The organism is Bacillus sp. cl95, assembly GCF_900115925.1.
In the GTDB taxonomy this organism is placed as follows: Bacteria; Bacillota; Bacilli; order Bacillales; family Cytobacillaceae; genus Neobacillus_A.
In genome coordinates this window covers 142,156-157,796 of sequence record NZ_FOYF01000006.1, presented here as the reverse complement: position 1 = coordinate 157,796, position 15,641 = coordinate 142,156, and the positions used below count along the sequence as shown (strand labels likewise).

Genomic DNA, 15,641 nt, shown 5'->3' with positions numbered 1-15,641 from the left:
CCCCTTTATATACACAAGCCCTTATTTAAAATAATCTTTTTCAAGTGAATATATAGATTGTAAGCTTCTTTCTGCCCATTCCGTGGATGTAGCGGATAACTCGATCTTAATATGATCCACTGCTTCACGTAATGAATCTTTGTATTCAGGCATCTCTCCATCAAAAGGTTTTACCATTTGTTTTGGTACGTTCGTTTGTTCTCTAAACGCCAGTGCACGACGCTCATGAAAAAAAGAGACCTCTGCTTCCTTCGGATTATGTAAATCTCCCTGCATTGGATGTTGGGCCACCGCTAATACTCTGACTAAATAAGTCTGAGGACGAATATCTGTAATCTCCCCGATATATTTTCCCGTTTTATAAATAGCCGTAACCTTATCCCCTATTTGGAATTCTGTCATAAGAATCGCTCCTTTATTTACGTAATGAACCAAACCTATATTGTTATTCATTATTATGAAGGATTGGTGTCCCAAAAACCATGTGCAAATGAATACATTTTCATGTAAAGTAAAAGAAAACTCTCCGTTATACGGTAGAGAAGGGTGATTGGGAGGTATTTTTTGTGAAAATGAGAAAATACGTAATGATTCTAGCTGTCATGCTATTGTTGTCAGCGTGTGGCACAACAAAGGACAAGCAGGACACAACTTCTGGAAAAAAGACTGAATCTAAAACAGAACAAACTACGGGTAGTAACGTGGAAGGGTTCCCGCAACTATTTTCAGAAGTGGCAAAGAATGAAAGATTGGTTGAAATGCAAACCTCTGAAGGAAACATTAAAATTAAGTTGTTTCCTGTTGAAGCTCCAAAAACGGTTGAAAACTTCATTAAGCATAGTGAAGAAGGATATTATGACGGTTTGATTTTTCATCGGGTCATTAAAGACTTCATGATTCAAGGCGGAGACCCTCAAGGAAATGGAACTGGGGGAGAAAGTATCTACGGACCTGCATTCGAAGACGAGTTCTCAAAGAAATTGGTTAACCTTCGTGGAGCATTATCCATGGCAAACTCTGGCCCTAATACAAATGGAAGCCAATTCTTTATCGTTCAAAATAGTAATATTGAAGAAGGTATGAAAGAACAGTTGGAAACAGCAGGATATCCGAAAGAACTTGTTAATGCTTATGTGGAAAACGGTGGAACACCATGGCTTGATTTCAAACACACGGTATTTGGACAAGTCATTGAAGGAATGGATATCGTCGACAAGATTGCTAATTCAGAAACAGTAACAAATGACAAGCCGAAAAAAGATGTCATCATCAAGAAAATCAAAGTACTTCAATAAGGCTCTTTTCGTAAACTTTGTTTTTTTCTATAATGAAACCAGTAGTAATTTAGCGTCTAGAATTTCATATTGAGGAAAAGAGCAAGAAAAAAGAATCTATACGTGTTGTTTCATTTTTCGTAAAAGCAATAATCAATGCGAAAACAGCCTTCAATAATGTTAGAAAGGGGAGAATGAGATGATTGAATGGTACATTCTATCCTTATTTTTATATTTTCCAGAAGATAAAACTGAGTATATCCCAGCCGCGATTACTTTTTCCATTTTCTTTGTAGCAGCAGTCCTAACAATGAGATTCATCATAAAAATCTCAAAAAGGGACGCAGAAAAAGCAAAGGAATTTGAAGAAAGAATCATGCAGAAACAAAATGATGAAAAGAACAGCTAATTTTAGCTGTTCTTTTTTTGTACCCATTTGTATATGTGAATGTTGGTTGGGCAAAAATAATCACAAATTGTCTTTTGGAGGATACTTTTATGATGAAAAAGAGCTGGATCATCATTCCGATGCTGTTATTATCGGGATGTTTGGAGGAAGAGATCAAGAACGTCAATGTTGATATGTTCAACCCTGCAGGGGATTCCCTAGGAAAAATAAAACTTACTCAACAAGCGAGTGGAGTGAAATTGGAGTACGATTTGTCAGGACTTGAACCAGGGGAGCATGCCATACATATCCATAATGCCGGTAAGTGTGAACCGCCTGATTTTAAATCTGCTGGCAACCATTTCGATGCAGACAATAAAGAACATGGCTTACTGCACCCGAAAGGTCCACATGCAGGTGATTTGCCAAATCTAATCGTAGGAGAAGATGGAAAGGCAAAAGGAGAATTTATGGCAGCGCAGGTATCCCTGAAGGAAGGAAAAACGTCCCTTTTCACGAAGGATGGAACTTCCATCATCGTACATGAAAAAAAGGATGACGGTATGACCCAGCCAGCAGGAAACTCTGGAAATCGAGTTGCTTGTGGAGAAATATCCAAGAATAAAGATAAAAAAGACCAGAAAAAAGCTCAGGATGAAAAGTGATGAGACTGCTTTTAAAAGCAGTCTTTTGTTTTGGGATGAGAAGTTAAACCATTCTAACACCTGCCCCAAAGCAAAGAAAGTGGGGAGGTTAATATTTGATTGCTTTTCTCAAAATTCAGTCACGCGTAATTATAGGGTATTCGCACGGGATTACGTTCCAAGTTCGCGGGATTTCAAAGAATAGCCGTGGGATCTTTGCTCATCTTAGATAGTTAATGAAAAGATTGCTAATATGTTTGTGAAATAGGCTTATATTTTTTGCAGATGATTTGGTGGTTCATCTTATGACTTTCTTAGATTTTCAAAGCCCATCGCTTTTCTGATAGTAATTAGTGCAAACGCTTTTATTTTTTGATATACTCAAATTGCCCTAAAATGTTCTTAAATAGGCGTTATTATATTACTTAAATGAATTTATAATAGATTCATATTGACCGAAAGGTAATTTTTTTTCTGATTTTGGGAAAGCGGTTGCACAAATCGGTAAATGTTTGGAAAAATCGAAAATAAAGGATGAAAATCATGAAAAGATTATTTGAAGTTAACAGTTGGAAGATAGTAGAGAATGAACTTCATAAAGAGGATTTTCGTTTAGCAGAAAGTATGACAAGCCTTGGTAACGGGCACATGGGTATGAGAGGGAACTTTGAAGAATCCTATTCTGGAGATTTTCATCGCGGCTCGTATGTGGCTGGTGTATGGTTCCCGGACAAAACACGTGTTGGCTGGTGGAAAAATGGTTATCCAGAATACTTTGGCAAAGTAATCAATTCAACCAACTTCATAGGAATCCGTGTGTTGGTAGATGGAGAAGAAATCGATCTTTTCAAAAATGATGTAAGAGAATATTATCGCGAACTTGATATGCAGCATGGTGTTCTAACTCGTACGTTCACTGTTACGCACGGGGAAAAGGAAACGGATGTTAAAGTGGTGCGCTTTCTTTCTGTAACGGATAAAGAGCTTGCGGCAATTCAATATACCGTAACGCCGAAGAATTACGATGGCGAGATTACGTTCATTCCTTACTTGGATGGAGATATTCGTAACGAAGACTCTAACTACGATGAGGATTTCTGGACGGAAATCAGCAAGGAAGCAACAGAATACCATGCAAGCCTTGTGATGAAAACAAAGGATAATCCTTTTGGTACACCGACTTTCCAAGTTGCTACATCGATGAAAGTTGAAGTAGGTGGCGAGGTAGTTAGCGTTGAAGCAACTTCAAAGAACGAATATGTTGAAAATAAAGTGGTTGTGAAGGCTAGCCAAGGAAAAGCGGTTAATCTTGTTAAATACGTGGCAGTTACAACGGACCGTGACTATCTAACAAATGAACTGACTAACAAAGGCAAAGAAGTATTAGAAAGAAGCTCAGAGAAAGGCTTTGAACAACTTCTAAATGAACACAGCAATGGATGGTTGAAGCGTTGGGAAATGGCAGATATTGAGATAAGCGGGGACGACGAAGCACAGCAAGGCATTCGTTTCAATCTTTTCCAACTGTTCAGTACGTATTACGGAGAAGATGCTCGATTAAATATTGGACCGAAAGGTTTCACTGGGGAAAAGTACGGTGGTGCGACCTATTGGGATACTGAAGCTTATGCAATCCCATTATACTTATCAACGGCTTCACCTGAAGTAGCACGAAATCTTTGTGTTTACCGTCACAATCAATTGGATGGAGCCTATCACAATGCTAAACAACAAGGTTTAAAGGGTGCGCTTTATCCGATGGTAACTTTTACTGGTGTTGAATGTCATAATGAGTGGGAAATCACTTTTGAAGAAATCCACCGTAACGGAGCCATTGCTTATGCGGTTTATAATTATGTTAATTACACTGGTGATAAGAATTACCTTCATGAATACGGAATAGATGTCCTAACAGGTATTTCACGTTTCTGGGCAGATCGTGTTCATTACAACAAGAAGAAGGACCAGTATATGATGCATGGCGTAACAGGGCCAAACGAATACGAAAATAATGTGAATAACAACTGGTACACGAACTTGATTGCAACATGGACACTAAGATATACGCTTGAAGTCATCGAAGCACTTAAGGCAAACGGCCATGGTGACCGTGTAGAGGGACTAGCGATTAATAGTGAAGAAACTTCGAAATGGCAGGACATAATTAATAAAATGTACTTCCCATATGATGAAGAACTGGATGTATATGTTCAACATGATACTTTCCTTGATAAGGAATTAATGACGGTTGATGAATTGGGAGTAGAAAATCGTCCAATTAACCAAAAATGGTCTTGGGATCGTATTTTGCGCAGTTGTTTCATTAAGCAAGCCGACGTACTTCAAGGACTATACTTCCTAAATCATGAGTTTTCGATGGAAGAAAAGCGTAAGAACTTTGAATTTTATGAGCCAATGACTGTACATGAATCATCATTGTCGCCATGTATTCACTCCATTCTTGCTGCAGAACTTGGCATGGAAGAAAAGGCATATGAAATGTATAACCGTACAGCAAGATTAGATCTTGATAATTATAATAATGATACGGAAGATGGTCTTCACATCACGAGTATGACTGGCGCTTGGCTTTCCATTGTCCAAGGGTTTGCTGGAATGAGATCCGCTAACGAAGAGCTTTCATTTGCTCCATTCATTCCAAAAGCATGGGACCGCTACTCATTTAAGATTGTATACAGAGATCACATGATTACAATTGAAGTCAATAAAGATGAGGTTACACTAACACAGGAAGGTCCTGCATTATCCATGAAGCTTTACGGCAAAGAAGTTACGCTTCTGCAAAATGGAAAATTGACTGTGCCTGTGGAAGTACGCCATTAAGAGGAGGCTACAACTTGAGTAAACCACTACAAGCATTCATTTTTGACCTGGATGGTGTTATCACGGACACAGCCGAATATCATTATTTGGCATGGAAAGCTCTCGGTGAAGAGATCGGTGTACCATTTACACGTGAATTCAATGAAGAGTTGAAGGGCGTTTCCAGAATGGATTCACTCGAAAAAATATTGTCACTAGGCAATAAGCAAAATGATTTCACGCAAGCGAAAAAGGAAGCGTTGGCAGCTAGCAAGAACGACCATTATGTACGCTTGATTGAAGGAATTTCTCCAAATGATATCTTGATTGGGATAGAGAAATTAATCGCTGATATTAAGAGTAGAGGCTACAAATTAGGTCTTGCTTCTGTTAGTAAGAATGCTTTTAGTGTTATGGATAAATTGGGGTTGACTTCCCAGTTCGATATTATTGTGGATGCGGCGAAAATTAAGAATGGAAAGCCAGATCCGGAAATTTTTCTAAAAGCGGCCGAAATGCTCAATGTAGAACCGACAGCGTGCATTGGAATTGAAGATGCAGCCGCTGGAGTTGACTCCATAAAAGGAGCAGGCATGTTTGCGGTTGGAGTCGGTAGTGTGGATTCCTTAAATAAAGCTGACATCGTATACGGAAGCACAAAGGAACTTTCACTTGATCGAATTTTAGATGCATACGAAAAATAATAAAGTGTAAAGGGTAGTCTGGCAAAAGTCGGACTGCTTTTTTTTTTGCATTTTTGGAATACTAAGATTGAAGATTGTTGCTATGAAATTTTTTTTGAATTATTATAGATTTATATGAAATATTTTTTATTGTGATTTAAATAATCTTAGTTCTTCTTTGACCACTTTTGATAGAGTCAAAATTGATTATTGGGGTAAAGAATGTTGATATGCTAATGAAAATTCTGTGCGTATTAAGGAAAACTAAGGTGAACTTGCAATGAAGTTTGCATTTAAACAAAGATTACTGTCGGCAATGGCTACCAATAGTGGGTGCTTATGCTCTTTTGGAAAGGATGATTAGGATGGAAAAACAGCAAATTGGTGTAGTGGGTGTCGGAGTAATGGGGAAAAGTCTTGCTCTCAATTTCGAAAGCAGAGGATTCGGTGTATCACTTTTTGACATTTCCGCTGAAAAAGTAAATGAAATTATAGAAGAAAATCCAGGGAAGAAGCTAAAAGGAACGAGCGATGTAAAAGAATTTGTCACTTCATTGGAAGTGCCACGCAAAATCCTGATCATGGTCAACGCAGGACCAATCACAGACAAAGCGATCGATTCGTTGCTTCCTCATCTTGAAAAGGGCGATATCTTAATTGATGGAGGAAACAGCTACTATGAAGAAACGATTCGTCGAAATAAACGACTTGAAAGCGAAGGAATTCACTTTATTGGAGCAGGTGTATCCGGTGGTGAAGAAGGTGCCTTAACAGGTCCAGCTATCATGCCTAGTGGACAAAAAGAAGCGTACGATCAAGTTGAGCACATGCTGACAGCTATTTCTGCAAAAGTAAATGGCGATCCATGTTGTACATATATTGGTCCCGATGGAGCGGGGCACTATGTGAAAATGGTCCATAACGGGATTGAATACGGTGACATGCAATTGATTTGCGAAGCATACCACCTCATGAAGGACAGCATGGACTTAAGCGCTCAAGAGTTACATGAAATCTTCAGTGAGTGGAATAAAGGTGAACTTGATAGCTACCTTATTGAAATCACAGCGGATATTTTTACTGTTGTCGATGAAGAAACAGGAAAGCCGCTTGTTGACATGATCCTCGATACAGCTGGACAAAAGGGTACAGGAAAATGGACGAGCAAGAGTGCGCTTGATCTGGGTGTACCATTATCCATTATCACTGAATCTGTTTTCACAAGATTCTTGTCAGCAATGAAAGAAGAACGCGTGAAAGCAAGTAAGGTTCTTAACGGCCCAAGCCATAAACCTTTCTCTGGCAATAAAGAAGAGTGGATTGAAAAAATCCGTAAAGCTTTATATTTGAGCAAGATTTGTTCTTATGCACAAGGGTTTGCTCAACTTCAACATGCTTCTAAAGAGAATGGATGGGACTTGAAGCCAGGTGAAATCGCGATGATTTTCAGAGGCGGCTGCATTATTCGTGCAGGCTTCCTTCAAAATATCAAAACAGCTTATGACCGCAACCCAGCTCTTGACAATCTGTTATTAGATTCTTACTTCAAGGAAATTGTTGAAAGCTATCAAGAAGCAGCTCGAGAAGTAGTAGCAACAGCAATCATTTCTGGAGTGCCAGTTCCTGGACTAGCAAGCGCACTTGCTTACTATGACAGCTACCGTTCAGAAACATTGCCTGCTAACCTTCTGCAAGCGCAAAGAGATTATTTTGGTGCACACACATATCAACGTATTGATAAAGAAGGCACTTTCCACACTGAATGGCTGAAGAAATAAAACGAAAGCGGCAACCGAGAAAGAATCGGATGCCGCTTTTTTCTATTCAAATGCGATTCTTAATCTTTCAAGCCCTTCTGAAAGCAGGGATCGTGGGCAAGCGATGTTCATCCGCATAAATCCTATTCCTTCCTTACCATACTTGGATCCAGGCTCAAGGGCGACTTTTCCTTTTTTGATGAGACGCTTCACCAATTCGGTCTCGTCGAGATGGAGTTTGCGGCAATCTAGCCATAACAAGTAAGTTCCTTCTGGAGTGCTAAATGTAATCTCTGGAAGGTGTTTAAGCAGGTACTGTTCTGTGAAGGAGATATTACCACTTAAGTATTCCAGCAGTTGTTCCAGCCATGGTTCCCCGTAACGATAAGCATTTTCCATCGCGATGATACCAAATGTATTCAAAGTGAAAAAGCCTTGTCGCTCTGACATCTCCTTATATTTTTGCCGCAAATTTTCATTCTCAATAATCACTGCAGATGCTTGGAGTCCCGCGAGATTGAAGGTTTTACTTGGTGATACAAAGGTGATGACGCGGTTAGAAAGGGTTATACTTAAAGATGCAATAGGTACATGAGTGCCTTTGACAATGAGGTCTGAATGAATTTCATCGGAAAGTATCAAACAATCGTATTTCTCGCACAATTCACCAATTTTGATTAGCTCATTCTTGGTCCAGACCCGCCCAACCGGGTTGTGCGGATTGCATAAGATGAGGAGACGAACACCAGACTGCAACTCTTTTTCCATGTTATTAAAATCAATCTCATACAAGTTGCCCTTTAAAAGTAGTGGGGAATGAATAGCTATACGGTCATTCTTATTAATCATCTCAAAAAAAGGTGTATAAACAGGTGTGTGGATCATGATTCTATCACCCGGATTGCTAAAGCTCTGAATCGCTGTACTTAGCGCTGCTACAACTCCGTTGGCATATAGAATCCAGTTAGACTGTACCTGCCAATCATGACGTTTCTTGAGCCAATTGCTAATCGCTGTAGCCGTCGTTTCAGGGACGAAGGTATATCCATAGACAGGATGCTCGGCCCTCTTTAAGATAGCATCAATCACTTCTCTTGGTGGTTCAAAATCCATGTCTGCTACCCACATCGGGAGTAAACCTTCTCCGCCAAAAATATCCTTAGTTAGCCCCCACTTAACTGATCCTGTATCATTTCTGTCAATCCTTCTATCAAATATGCTCATATCCACACCTCTAACATAGGATTTATGTGTTCTTCTATAATCTATGATAAAATATGATTGATAAATGTGAAATTGAAAAGGTGATAATATGGAGATGCAAAAGACGAACCTGCAGATTGTTGATATATTAAATGACTGGGATCCTTTTCAGTTTGGTCATGGTGGTTACGAACCTGAAATTGCGGATATCGTCCAGGCTGTTCATGAACTTGATAGTCCTACAGAACTTGCCCTTAGGATACAGTCTATTTTTGAATTTTCCTTTGAAAAGATTCTTCCACTTGAAGAATGCTTAAGAATAGCAAATGAGCTTCTACTAGTGAAAAACGATGGATCTTGTTCTATATAAAAACGGCAGCCAAAGAGCTGCCGTTTTTTCTATTCAAACTCTTAAGCCGACTCAATGAAAGATTTAATCATTTCATAAACTTCCTCGGGCCGTTCTTCTGGAACTAAATGACCTGTATCATCTAAAACGATTAGATTTGAATTTGGAAGATCTTTGTTAAGCCGTTTACCAACAGATAAAGGTACCACCTTGTCATGTTCACCCCAAATAAGTAAACACTTCGTATCGATTTTTCTAAGGTCCTCAACTGATAAATCCCCCTCACGATGTCGAATCATCTTAGTGAGTGCAATGAAAATTTCGTCCTCAAGGAAGGGCTGTAAATAACCGTACAGCATTTCATCGTTAATAAGTGATTGGTCATGTACCACTTGTTGCAAATTTTTACGAACACCTGAACGTGCCAGCCAGAATTTTACGTATAAATGGAAATATGGAATATAGCTTGTAAAAATTAATGGCAGGTTAGAACGCTTTAAGTAGCCAGAACTACATAGAAGTATTGCTTTCTCTGCAAAATCAGGTCTTAACTTAAGGATGTTCATGACAATTTGTCCGCCCATAGAATGTCCAATCAAAATCGGATGCTCAATCGACAATTCCTCCATCAAAGCTACAACGGTATTCGCTATATTTTTATATGAGTAAATAAAATGATGAGATTTTCCGCTTTTCCCGAAAGGTGGAAGATCGACAGAAATTACCTGATATGTTTGATTAAGCAATGGAATCAGCCTTCGAAAGCTGAATGTTGAAGAAAGAAACCCGTGCAATAAGACGATTGTTTGGTTAGAGCTTGGATTAGGATAACGCTCGTAATAAACCTCTATTCCATTGACCGTCTGATTTCCGGAAAAAATGGTTTGTTCCATAAGACCGTCACTCCCAGTTCCACAATTTCTATTCAGGATAATTAATCCTTATTTTCCCCAAGAAAACAAACTTCACACGTTCATTTTGGAAAATAATAAGAAAGAAAAAGCTAAAAGGGAAGGAATTTTGTTATAATATCGATATTTCAGAAAAATATAAAATGGGGGTAACACAATTGAAATTGACCCAAAAAGAGTTGGAAGTCGCAGGTTTACTAGAAATGGATTCACGGATTTCAAATGAAGATTTGGCCAAAATGGTCAGCATTAGCATGGAGGAATTAACAGAAATCATTACGAAGCTGGAAAAAGAAAAAATTCTCGTTAAATATACTTCAGTTATCAATTGGTCACGTGTTGAAGGACATGAGGGTGTGACCGCAATGATCGATGTCAAAGTAACACCAAAGCGCGGTGTTGGTTTCAATGAAGTCGCCCAGCGTATATATCGCTTTAAGGAAGTGAAGTCCGTATATCTCATGTCAGGCGCGTATGACTTGTCGGTTATTATTGAAGGAAGATCAATGAATGAAGTGGCACATTTTGTTTCGGAAAAGCTTTCAACCCTTGATTCAGTACTTTCAACGACTACACACTTCATCCTAAAAAAATATAAGCACGATGGAACAATTTTTGAACAGAATGATGAAGATCGTAGAATAGTGGTGTCGCCTTAATGAATCAAACAAAACGTTATTTGTCTCAAACCATTGAACAACTTAAACCTTCAGGCATTCGGAGGTTCTTTGATTTGGCAGCTGGAATGGAAGGGGTCATTTCGTTAGGAGTTGGGGAGCCTGACTTTGTAACACCTTGGAACGTCAGGGAAGCAGCGATTGTTTCCCTTGAGCAGGGCTTTACATCCTATACTGCAAATGCTGGCCTCATTGAGCTGCGCAATGAAATAAGTAAATATATGACTTCATTTGCAGTTGATTATTCTGCCCAATCAGAAATAATCGTTACAGTTGGGGCTAGTCAGGCAATCGATATAGCTTTTAGAGCCATATTGGACCCCGGTGACGAAGTCATTGTATTTGAACCTAGCTTTGTATCTTATGTGCCCCTCATCGTGCTTGCAGGAGGTAAGGCGGTCACAGTGCAAACGACAAAAGATAATGATTTTAAGGTTTCACCAACAGAACTAGAAAAAGCCATTACTGCAAAAACGAAAGCGATCCTGTTATGCTCTCCTAACAATCCGACTGGTACGATGCTTGGTAAAGAAGATCTGCAGGAAATTGCAAATATTGCAGCCAAATACGATTTGCTTGTAGTTTCTGATGAGATTTATGCGGAATTGTCTTATGATGAACCATTTACGAGCTTTGCCTCATTAGAGGGAATGAAAGAGCGCACCATTTTGATTTCAGGTTTTTCAAAAGGATTTGCCATGACGGGCTGGCGATTAGGCTTTGTTTGTGCTCCAGAGCAATTAACTGCAGCGATGTTGAAGATTCACCAATATGCCATGATGTGCGCTCCTACTATGGCTCAATTTGCCGCTTTGGAAGCATTAAAGAATGGAAAAGAAGATATTCTTCATATGAGGAAAAGTTATCGACAACGAAGAAACTATTTTGTACAGTCGTTAAATGAAATGGGACTAATCTGTCACAATCCAGGTGGAGCCTTTTATGCATTCCCGTCGATTGAAAATACCGGGATGAATTCAGAAGAATTTGCAGAAAAATTGCTTCTTGAAGAAAAAGTGGCAGTCGTTCCAGGTAATGTTTTTGGTCAAAGTGGAGAAGGGCATGTAAGATGCTCTTATGCATCATCTATCGAACAACTTCAAGAAGCCATAAGGCGAATGAAGAAGTTTGTTGATAAGCTTTAAAGCGGTCTTTATGTTCAAAAAAAAAGAGGACAAACCATGAAGGTAAGTCCACTTCAAAAAGGGGGAATACTAGAAATCCTTATATGAAAAGGTTATCCAAATTCCACCTTTTTATACATCCTGATCTTCCTAAAAATATTTTTTTGGACAATTTTACTAAAGATAAAATTTAAGTGGTTAAATCCCTTTGAATGTTAATCTTTTTTTGTATGAATGGGAACAATAAAGGGAGATTATAAATATTGAGCTTTGATTAATTGGAGTAACTGTGATATAATTTTTAATTGCGTATATAAGAGATAAAATAAATATTTATTTAGGAGTGTTCTCATGTCAGAAAAGATCGAAACTGGAAGTGTTTTAAAAGGTAAAGTAACTGGAATTCAGCCATACGGTGCATTCGTTGCATTAGACGAAAATACACAAGGGCTTGTGCATATTTCTGAAATTACTCACGGTTATGTTAAGGATATCAACGAGCATTTAAAAGTGGGCGATGAGGTAAATGTAAAAGTTTTATCTATCGACGAAAAAGCTGGAAAAATCGGTCTTTCTATCCGCGCTACAGAAGAAGCACCTGCTCAACCAGCAGCTGCTGCAAAAGCTAAGAAGCCTCGTGCTAAACGTCAAGCAGCTCCAATCATGACTAGCACTGAGCCACAAGAAGGCTTTAACACACTTAAAGACAAGCTTCAAGAGTGGATCGACCAATCACAAATGAAGATCTAATGAATCATTACGCAAAAAGGGTGTCAGAACCAATCGCATTGTGCGAAAGGTACTGACACTTTCTTTTTTGGAAATCATTTGTTCCTATGCCTTTCGTAACCCATGTTTTCTCACTCTATACTGAAGGTTTTGCCTGCTCATGTTCAGTGCCTTTGCTGCCTTCGTAATATTGTTTTGATGGTGTTCAAGTACTTTTAAAAGATAAAATTTCTCGGCATCCTCCATATAATCTTCCAACGATTTGATGGGCTGGTTGCTTGGAAGAGAAGGTGCAGGTGAATAAGGGACCTCTGGTTGTAAGGGTGATTTATTTCTAAAGTGTATTGGTAAGTGTGAAAAAGTTATTTTTTCCTCATAATCAAGTAAGTTCAATGTACCTTCGATAACATGTTCGAGTTCACGAACATTACCAGGCCAATTGTACAATAGAAAGGCATCTAAAACTTCCTTTTCTACACCGGTAATGGTCATGCCAAAAAGCTGACTATATTTCTCGATAAAATAATAAACTAAATCCTTAATGTCCTTTTTTCGTTCCTTCAAGGGAGGAATGAAGAGTGAAACGACGCTTAAGCGATAATAGAGGTCTTTTCTTAATCTCCCATTGGCAATGGCGTCGATGGGATCTTCGTTTATCGTAGCGATAATTCGAACATCTATATCTCGATCCTTTGTATCCCCAATTCTTCTCACGGAACGCTCTTGGATTACTCGTAGAAGCTTTGCCTGTAAGGCGGGACTCAATGAGTTTAACTCGTCGAGCAACAGTGTGCCTCCTTCAGCTTGTTCAAATAAACCGGCTCTTTCTATCGCGCCTGTAAATGCCCCTTTTTTCGTGCCGAATAATAAGCCTTCTATCAAAGTGTCAGGCAGTGCTGCACAGTTCTGAGAGATAAAGGGTTTGGATGAACGAGAGCTGCCATTATGTATGCTCTGAGCGAATAATTCCTTACCTGTACCGGTGTCACCAATAATTAAAACAGATGAACTGGTCCTTGTCGCACGCTTGCTGCTTTCAATCACTTCCATCAATTCTTTGCTCTTACCGATGATACTGTCAAAAGTATATTTTGCTGCTCCTTTTCGGTCCATATTTTCTCGGATGAGTCGTTCGAGTTTGGTAACGTCTCGAGCAACTTCAATGGCGCCTACCTTTGTTCCGTTATCGATAATAGGAAAGGTATCATTGATTGTAGTGATCATATGACCTTTATTATTGAAATAAGTTTGCTTAACATTTTTGATTGTTTTACCGTATTTTAAAGCTGCCAATAAGGTGCTGTCTTCATTTTGATGAAAGGAAAAAACGTCCAGAAGATTTTTGTCCAAAACATCCTGCACTTCCATACCCTCTATTTTCTTCATCTTTTCATTGTAAATAATCGTTTTTCCATTCGTATCAATCACATGGATACCGATATCAATCATTTGTAAAATTTGTTCGTAAATCGTATTTTTAAGCATTATATCTTCTTCCATCTTTAGCTCCTTTTTGATTCAGTGTAATCCTTAAGGGGTTTAAGGGCAATTAATTTTTGCATAGAAACCGCCAAAATATTTTGCATAAATGGGACGTGTCTCTTAACTCGCCCCACATCATCCACCGCGCTTTCGTTCAAATACAGTGGCTTGTCAAGCAGTTGTTCTGATGAAGTAACTATTCAGAGTCATTATAGAAATCACTTATTACAACTTAATTAACGTTGGCATGAAAATTGCACGGATGAATTAATAGGGGAATGGTTCAAAATTTTAACGGAAGACTATGAAAAGGCTTTCTTGTCCGTTAAAATGATAATGTTAACCAAACTCATCTAGAGAATGGAGGAATATTCATATGACACAAACGGTTAAATCAAAATCTTTAATTGAACAAACTGAAAAATTTGGTGCCAATAACTATCATCCTCTTCCAATTGTTATCTCAAAAGCGGAAGGTGTGTGGGTGGAAGATCCTGAAGGTAATAAATTTATGGATATGCTAAGTGCCTACTCAGCAGTGAATCAAGGCCATCGCCATCCTAAAATCATTCAGGCGTTAAAAGATCAAGCGGATCGCGTAACATTAACATCTCGTGCTTTCCATAATGACCAACTTGGTCCTTGGTATGAAAAAATATGTGAACTAACGAATAAAGATATGGCATTGCCGATGAATACGGGTGCTGAAGCAGTAGAAACGGCTGTTAAGGCTGCTCGCCGTTGGGCATATGATGTTAAGGGTGTTGCAGATGATCAGGCTGAAATCATTGCTTGTATCGGTAATTTCCACGGACGTACGATGACAGCTGTATCATTGTCATCTGAAGCAGAATACAAGCGTGGATTCGGCCCAATGCTACCTGGCATCAAATTGATTCCTTATGGTGATATTGAAGCGCTAAAAGCGGCTATTACGCCTCAAACTGCTGCATTCTTGATTGAGCCAATTCAGGGCGAAGCTGGTATTGTCATTCCTCGTGAAGGATTCATGAAAGAAGCATATGAAATGTGTAAAGAAAACAATGTGCTTTTCATCGCTGATGAGATTCAAGCAGGTCTTGCCCGTACAGGCAAAATGTTTGCTTATGAGTGGGAAGGCATTGAACCTGATATGCTTATTTTAGGCAAAGCATTAGGAGGGGGCGTATTCCCGATTTCATGCGTTGTAGCGAATAGAGAAGTGCTTGGTGTCTTCAATCCAGGTTCACATGGTTCCACTTTTGGAGGCAATCCAATGGCATGTGCCGTATCCATCGCTTCATTGGACGTATTAGTTGATGAAAAGCTTCCTGAACGTTCTTTAGAACTTGGGCAATATTTTATGGAAAAGCTACAAACAATCAACAATCCTATGATAAAAGAAGTTCGTGGACGCGGTCTTTTCATTGGCGTCGAATTGACAGAGCCTGCTCGTAAATATTGTGAAGCATTAAAAGAAGAAGGACTTCTATGTAAAGAAACGCATGATACAGTTATCAGATTTGCACCACCACTTGTCATTACAAAAGAAGAATTGGACTGGGCAATCGAACGAATCAAAAAAGTACTTGCGTAAAAAGATAGAGCAAATGTACTT

At 38.9% G+C, this 15,641-nt stretch carries 15 protein-coding genes; 11 read left to right on the top strand and 4 right to left on the bottom strand.

Going from position 1 to position 15,641, the window contains the following annotated elements:
• Positions 1 to 21: 21 nt before the first annotated feature.
• Positions 22 to 402: a kinase-associated lipoprotein KapB gene (locus BMZ31_RS16450; RefSeq protein WP_090833020.1), complete on the bottom strand. Its 381-nt coding sequence runs from the start codon at positions 400 to 402 to the stop codon at positions 22 to 24.
• A gap of 170 nt (positions 403 to 572) precedes the next feature.
• On the opposite strand from BMZ31_RS16450, the gene BMZ31_RS16445 reads away from it, so the two are divergent.
• The 6 genes from BMZ31_RS16445 to gndA all read left to right on the top strand — a co-directional run bounded on the left by BMZ31_RS16445 (position 573) and on the right by gndA (position 7,590).
• Positions 573 to 1,295: a peptidylprolyl isomerase gene (locus BMZ31_RS16445; RefSeq protein WP_090833166.1), complete on the top strand. Its 723-nt coding sequence runs from the start codon at positions 573 to 575 to the stop codon at positions 1,293 to 1,295.
• Between the two features lie 178 nt (positions 1,296 to 1,473).
• Positions 1,474 to 1,683: a hypothetical protein gene (locus BMZ31_RS16440; protein WP_090833019.1), complete on the top strand. Its 210-nt coding sequence runs from the start codon at positions 1,474 to 1,476 to the stop codon at positions 1,681 to 1,683.
• A 92-nt stretch (positions 1,684 to 1,775) separates the two neighbouring features.
• Positions 1,776 to 2,327 carry a superoxide dismutase family protein gene (locus tag BMZ31_RS16435; protein ID WP_090833165.1) on the top strand — a complete coding sequence of 184 codons (552 nt, stop codon included), beginning with the start codon at positions 1,776 to 1,778 and terminating at the stop codon, positions 2,325 to 2,327.
• 522 nt (positions 2,328 to 2,849) lie between these two features.
• Positions 2,850 to 5,150, top strand: coding sequence for a glycoside hydrolase family 65 protein (locus tag BMZ31_RS16430; RefSeq protein WP_139205968.1), 2,301 nt, complete (start codon positions 2,850 to 2,852; stop codon positions 5,148 to 5,150).
• A 14-nt stretch (positions 5,151 to 5,164) separates the two neighbouring features.
• A complete protein-coding gene (pgmB, locus tag BMZ31_RS16425; protein ID WP_090833017.1) occupies positions 5,165 to 5,833 on the top strand; it encodes a beta-phosphoglucomutase in 669 nt (222 codons plus the stop codon).
• A gap of 344 nt (positions 5,834 to 6,177) precedes the next feature.
• Positions 6,178 to 7,590 (top strand): NADP-dependent phosphogluconate dehydrogenase, encoded by a 1,413-nt coding sequence (gene gndA, locus BMZ31_RS16420; protein WP_090833016.1) that lies wholly within the window; start codon positions 6,178 to 6,180, stop codon positions 7,588 to 7,590.
• 42 nt (positions 7,591 to 7,632) lie between these two features.
• Here the strand turns inward: gndA and BMZ31_RS16415 are convergent, their stop codons facing one another.
• Positions 7,633 to 8,793, bottom strand: a complete 1,161-nt coding sequence (locus BMZ31_RS16415; protein WP_175478154.1) for a MalY/PatB family protein — start codon at positions 8,791 to 8,793, stop codon at positions 7,633 to 7,635.
• Positions 8,794 to 8,887: 94 nt separating this feature from the next.
• Here BMZ31_RS16415 and BMZ31_RS16410 point away from each other — a divergent pair, with 94 nt between their 5' ends.
• Entirely contained in the window at positions 8,888 to 9,142 is a 255-nt protein-coding gene (locus tag BMZ31_RS16410; protein ID WP_368086655.1) for a DUF1871 family protein, read from the top strand.
• Positions 9,143 to 9,183: 41 nt separating this feature from the next.
• Here BMZ31_RS16410 and BMZ31_RS16405 read toward each other — a convergent pair whose 3' ends face one another.
• A complete protein-coding gene (locus BMZ31_RS16405; RefSeq protein WP_090833013.1) occupies positions 9,184 to 10,014 on the bottom strand; it encodes an alpha/beta fold hydrolase in 831 nt (276 codons plus the stop codon).
• 176 nt (positions 10,015 to 10,190) lie between these two features.
• Between BMZ31_RS16405 and BMZ31_RS16400 the strand changes: the two genes are divergently transcribed.
• The 3 genes from BMZ31_RS16400 to yugI all read left to right on the top strand — a co-directional run bounded on the left by BMZ31_RS16400 (position 10,191) and on the right by yugI (position 12,583).
• Complete coding sequence (locus BMZ31_RS16400) at positions 10,191 to 10,691, top strand: Lrp/AsnC family transcriptional regulator (protein ID WP_090833012.1); 501 nt, start codon at positions 10,191 to 10,193, stop codon at positions 10,689 to 10,691.
• Positions 10,691 to 11,854, top strand: a complete 1,164-nt coding sequence (locus tag BMZ31_RS16395) for an aminotransferase (RefSeq protein ID WP_090833011.1) — start codon at positions 10,691 to 10,693, stop codon at positions 11,852 to 11,854. The genes BMZ31_RS16400 and BMZ31_RS16395 overlap by 1 nt, the downstream gene beginning before the upstream one ends.
• A gap of 330 nt (positions 11,855 to 12,184) precedes the next feature.
• Complete coding sequence (gene yugI / locus BMZ31_RS16390; protein WP_090833010.1) at positions 12,185 to 12,583, top strand: S1 domain-containing post-transcriptional regulator GSP13; 399 nt, start codon at positions 12,185 to 12,187, stop codon at positions 12,581 to 12,583.
• Positions 12,584 to 12,667: 84 nt separating this feature from the next.
• Here yugI and BMZ31_RS16385 read toward each other — a convergent pair whose 3' ends face one another.
• A complete protein-coding gene (locus BMZ31_RS16385) occupies positions 12,668 to 14,062 on the bottom strand; it encodes a sigma-54 interaction domain-containing protein (protein WP_090833009.1) in 1,395 nt (464 codons plus the stop codon).
• Positions 14,063 to 14,420: 358 nt separating this feature from the next.
• Here BMZ31_RS16385 and BMZ31_RS16380 point away from each other — a divergent pair, with 358 nt between their 5' ends.
• Entirely contained in the window at positions 14,421 to 15,620 is a 1,200-nt protein-coding gene (locus tag BMZ31_RS16380; protein WP_090833008.1) for an ornithine--oxo-acid transaminase, read from the top strand.
• Positions 15,621 to 15,641: the final 21 nt, after the last annotated feature.

Coding starts and splice junctions, on each gene's coding strand:
- BMZ31_RS16445 (WP_090833166.1), top strand. CDS start 573: ATGAGAAAATACGTAATGATTCTAGCTGTCATGCTATTGTTGTCAGCG.
- gndA (WP_090833016.1), top strand. CDS start 6,178: ATGGAAAAACAGCAAATTGGTGTAGTGGGTGTCGGAGTAATGGGGAAA.
- BMZ31_RS16410 (WP_368086655.1), top strand. CDS start 8,888: ATGCAAAAGACGAACCTGCAGATTGTTGATATATTAAATGACTGGGAT.
- BMZ31_RS16450 (WP_090833020.1), bottom strand. CDS start 402: ATGACAGAATTCCAAATAGGGGATAAGGTTACGGCTATTTATAAAACG.
- BMZ31_RS16435 (WP_090833165.1), top strand. CDS start 1,776: ATGAAAAAGAGCTGGATCATCATTCCGATGCTGTTATTATCGGGATGT.
- BMZ31_RS16380 (WP_090833008.1), top strand. CDS start 14,421: ATGACACAAACGGTTAAATCAAAATCTTTAATTGAACAAACTGAAAAA.
- BMZ31_RS16430 (WP_139205968.1), top strand. CDS start 2,850: ATGAAAAGATTATTTGAAGTTAACAGTTGGAAGATAGTAGAGAATGAA.
- BMZ31_RS16405 (WP_090833013.1), bottom strand. CDS start 10,014: ATGGAACAAACCATTTTTTCCGGAAATCAGACGGTCAATGGAATAGAG.
- BMZ31_RS16415 (WP_175478154.1), bottom strand. CDS start 8,793: ATGAGCATATTTGATAGAAGGATTGACAGAAATGATACAGGATCAGTT.
- yugI (WP_090833010.1), top strand. CDS start 12,185: ATGTCAGAAAAGATCGAAACTGGAAGTGTTTTAAAAGGTAAAGTAACT.
- BMZ31_RS16440 (WP_090833019.1), top strand. CDS start 1,474: ATGATTGAATGGTACATTCTATCCTTATTTTTATATTTTCCAGAAGAT.
- BMZ31_RS16395 (WP_090833011.1), top strand. CDS start 10,691: ATGAATCAAACAAAACGTTATTTGTCTCAAACCATTGAACAACTTAAA.
- BMZ31_RS16385 (WP_090833009.1), bottom strand. CDS start 14,062: ATGGAAGAAGATATAATGCTTAAAAATACGATTTACGAACAAATTTTA.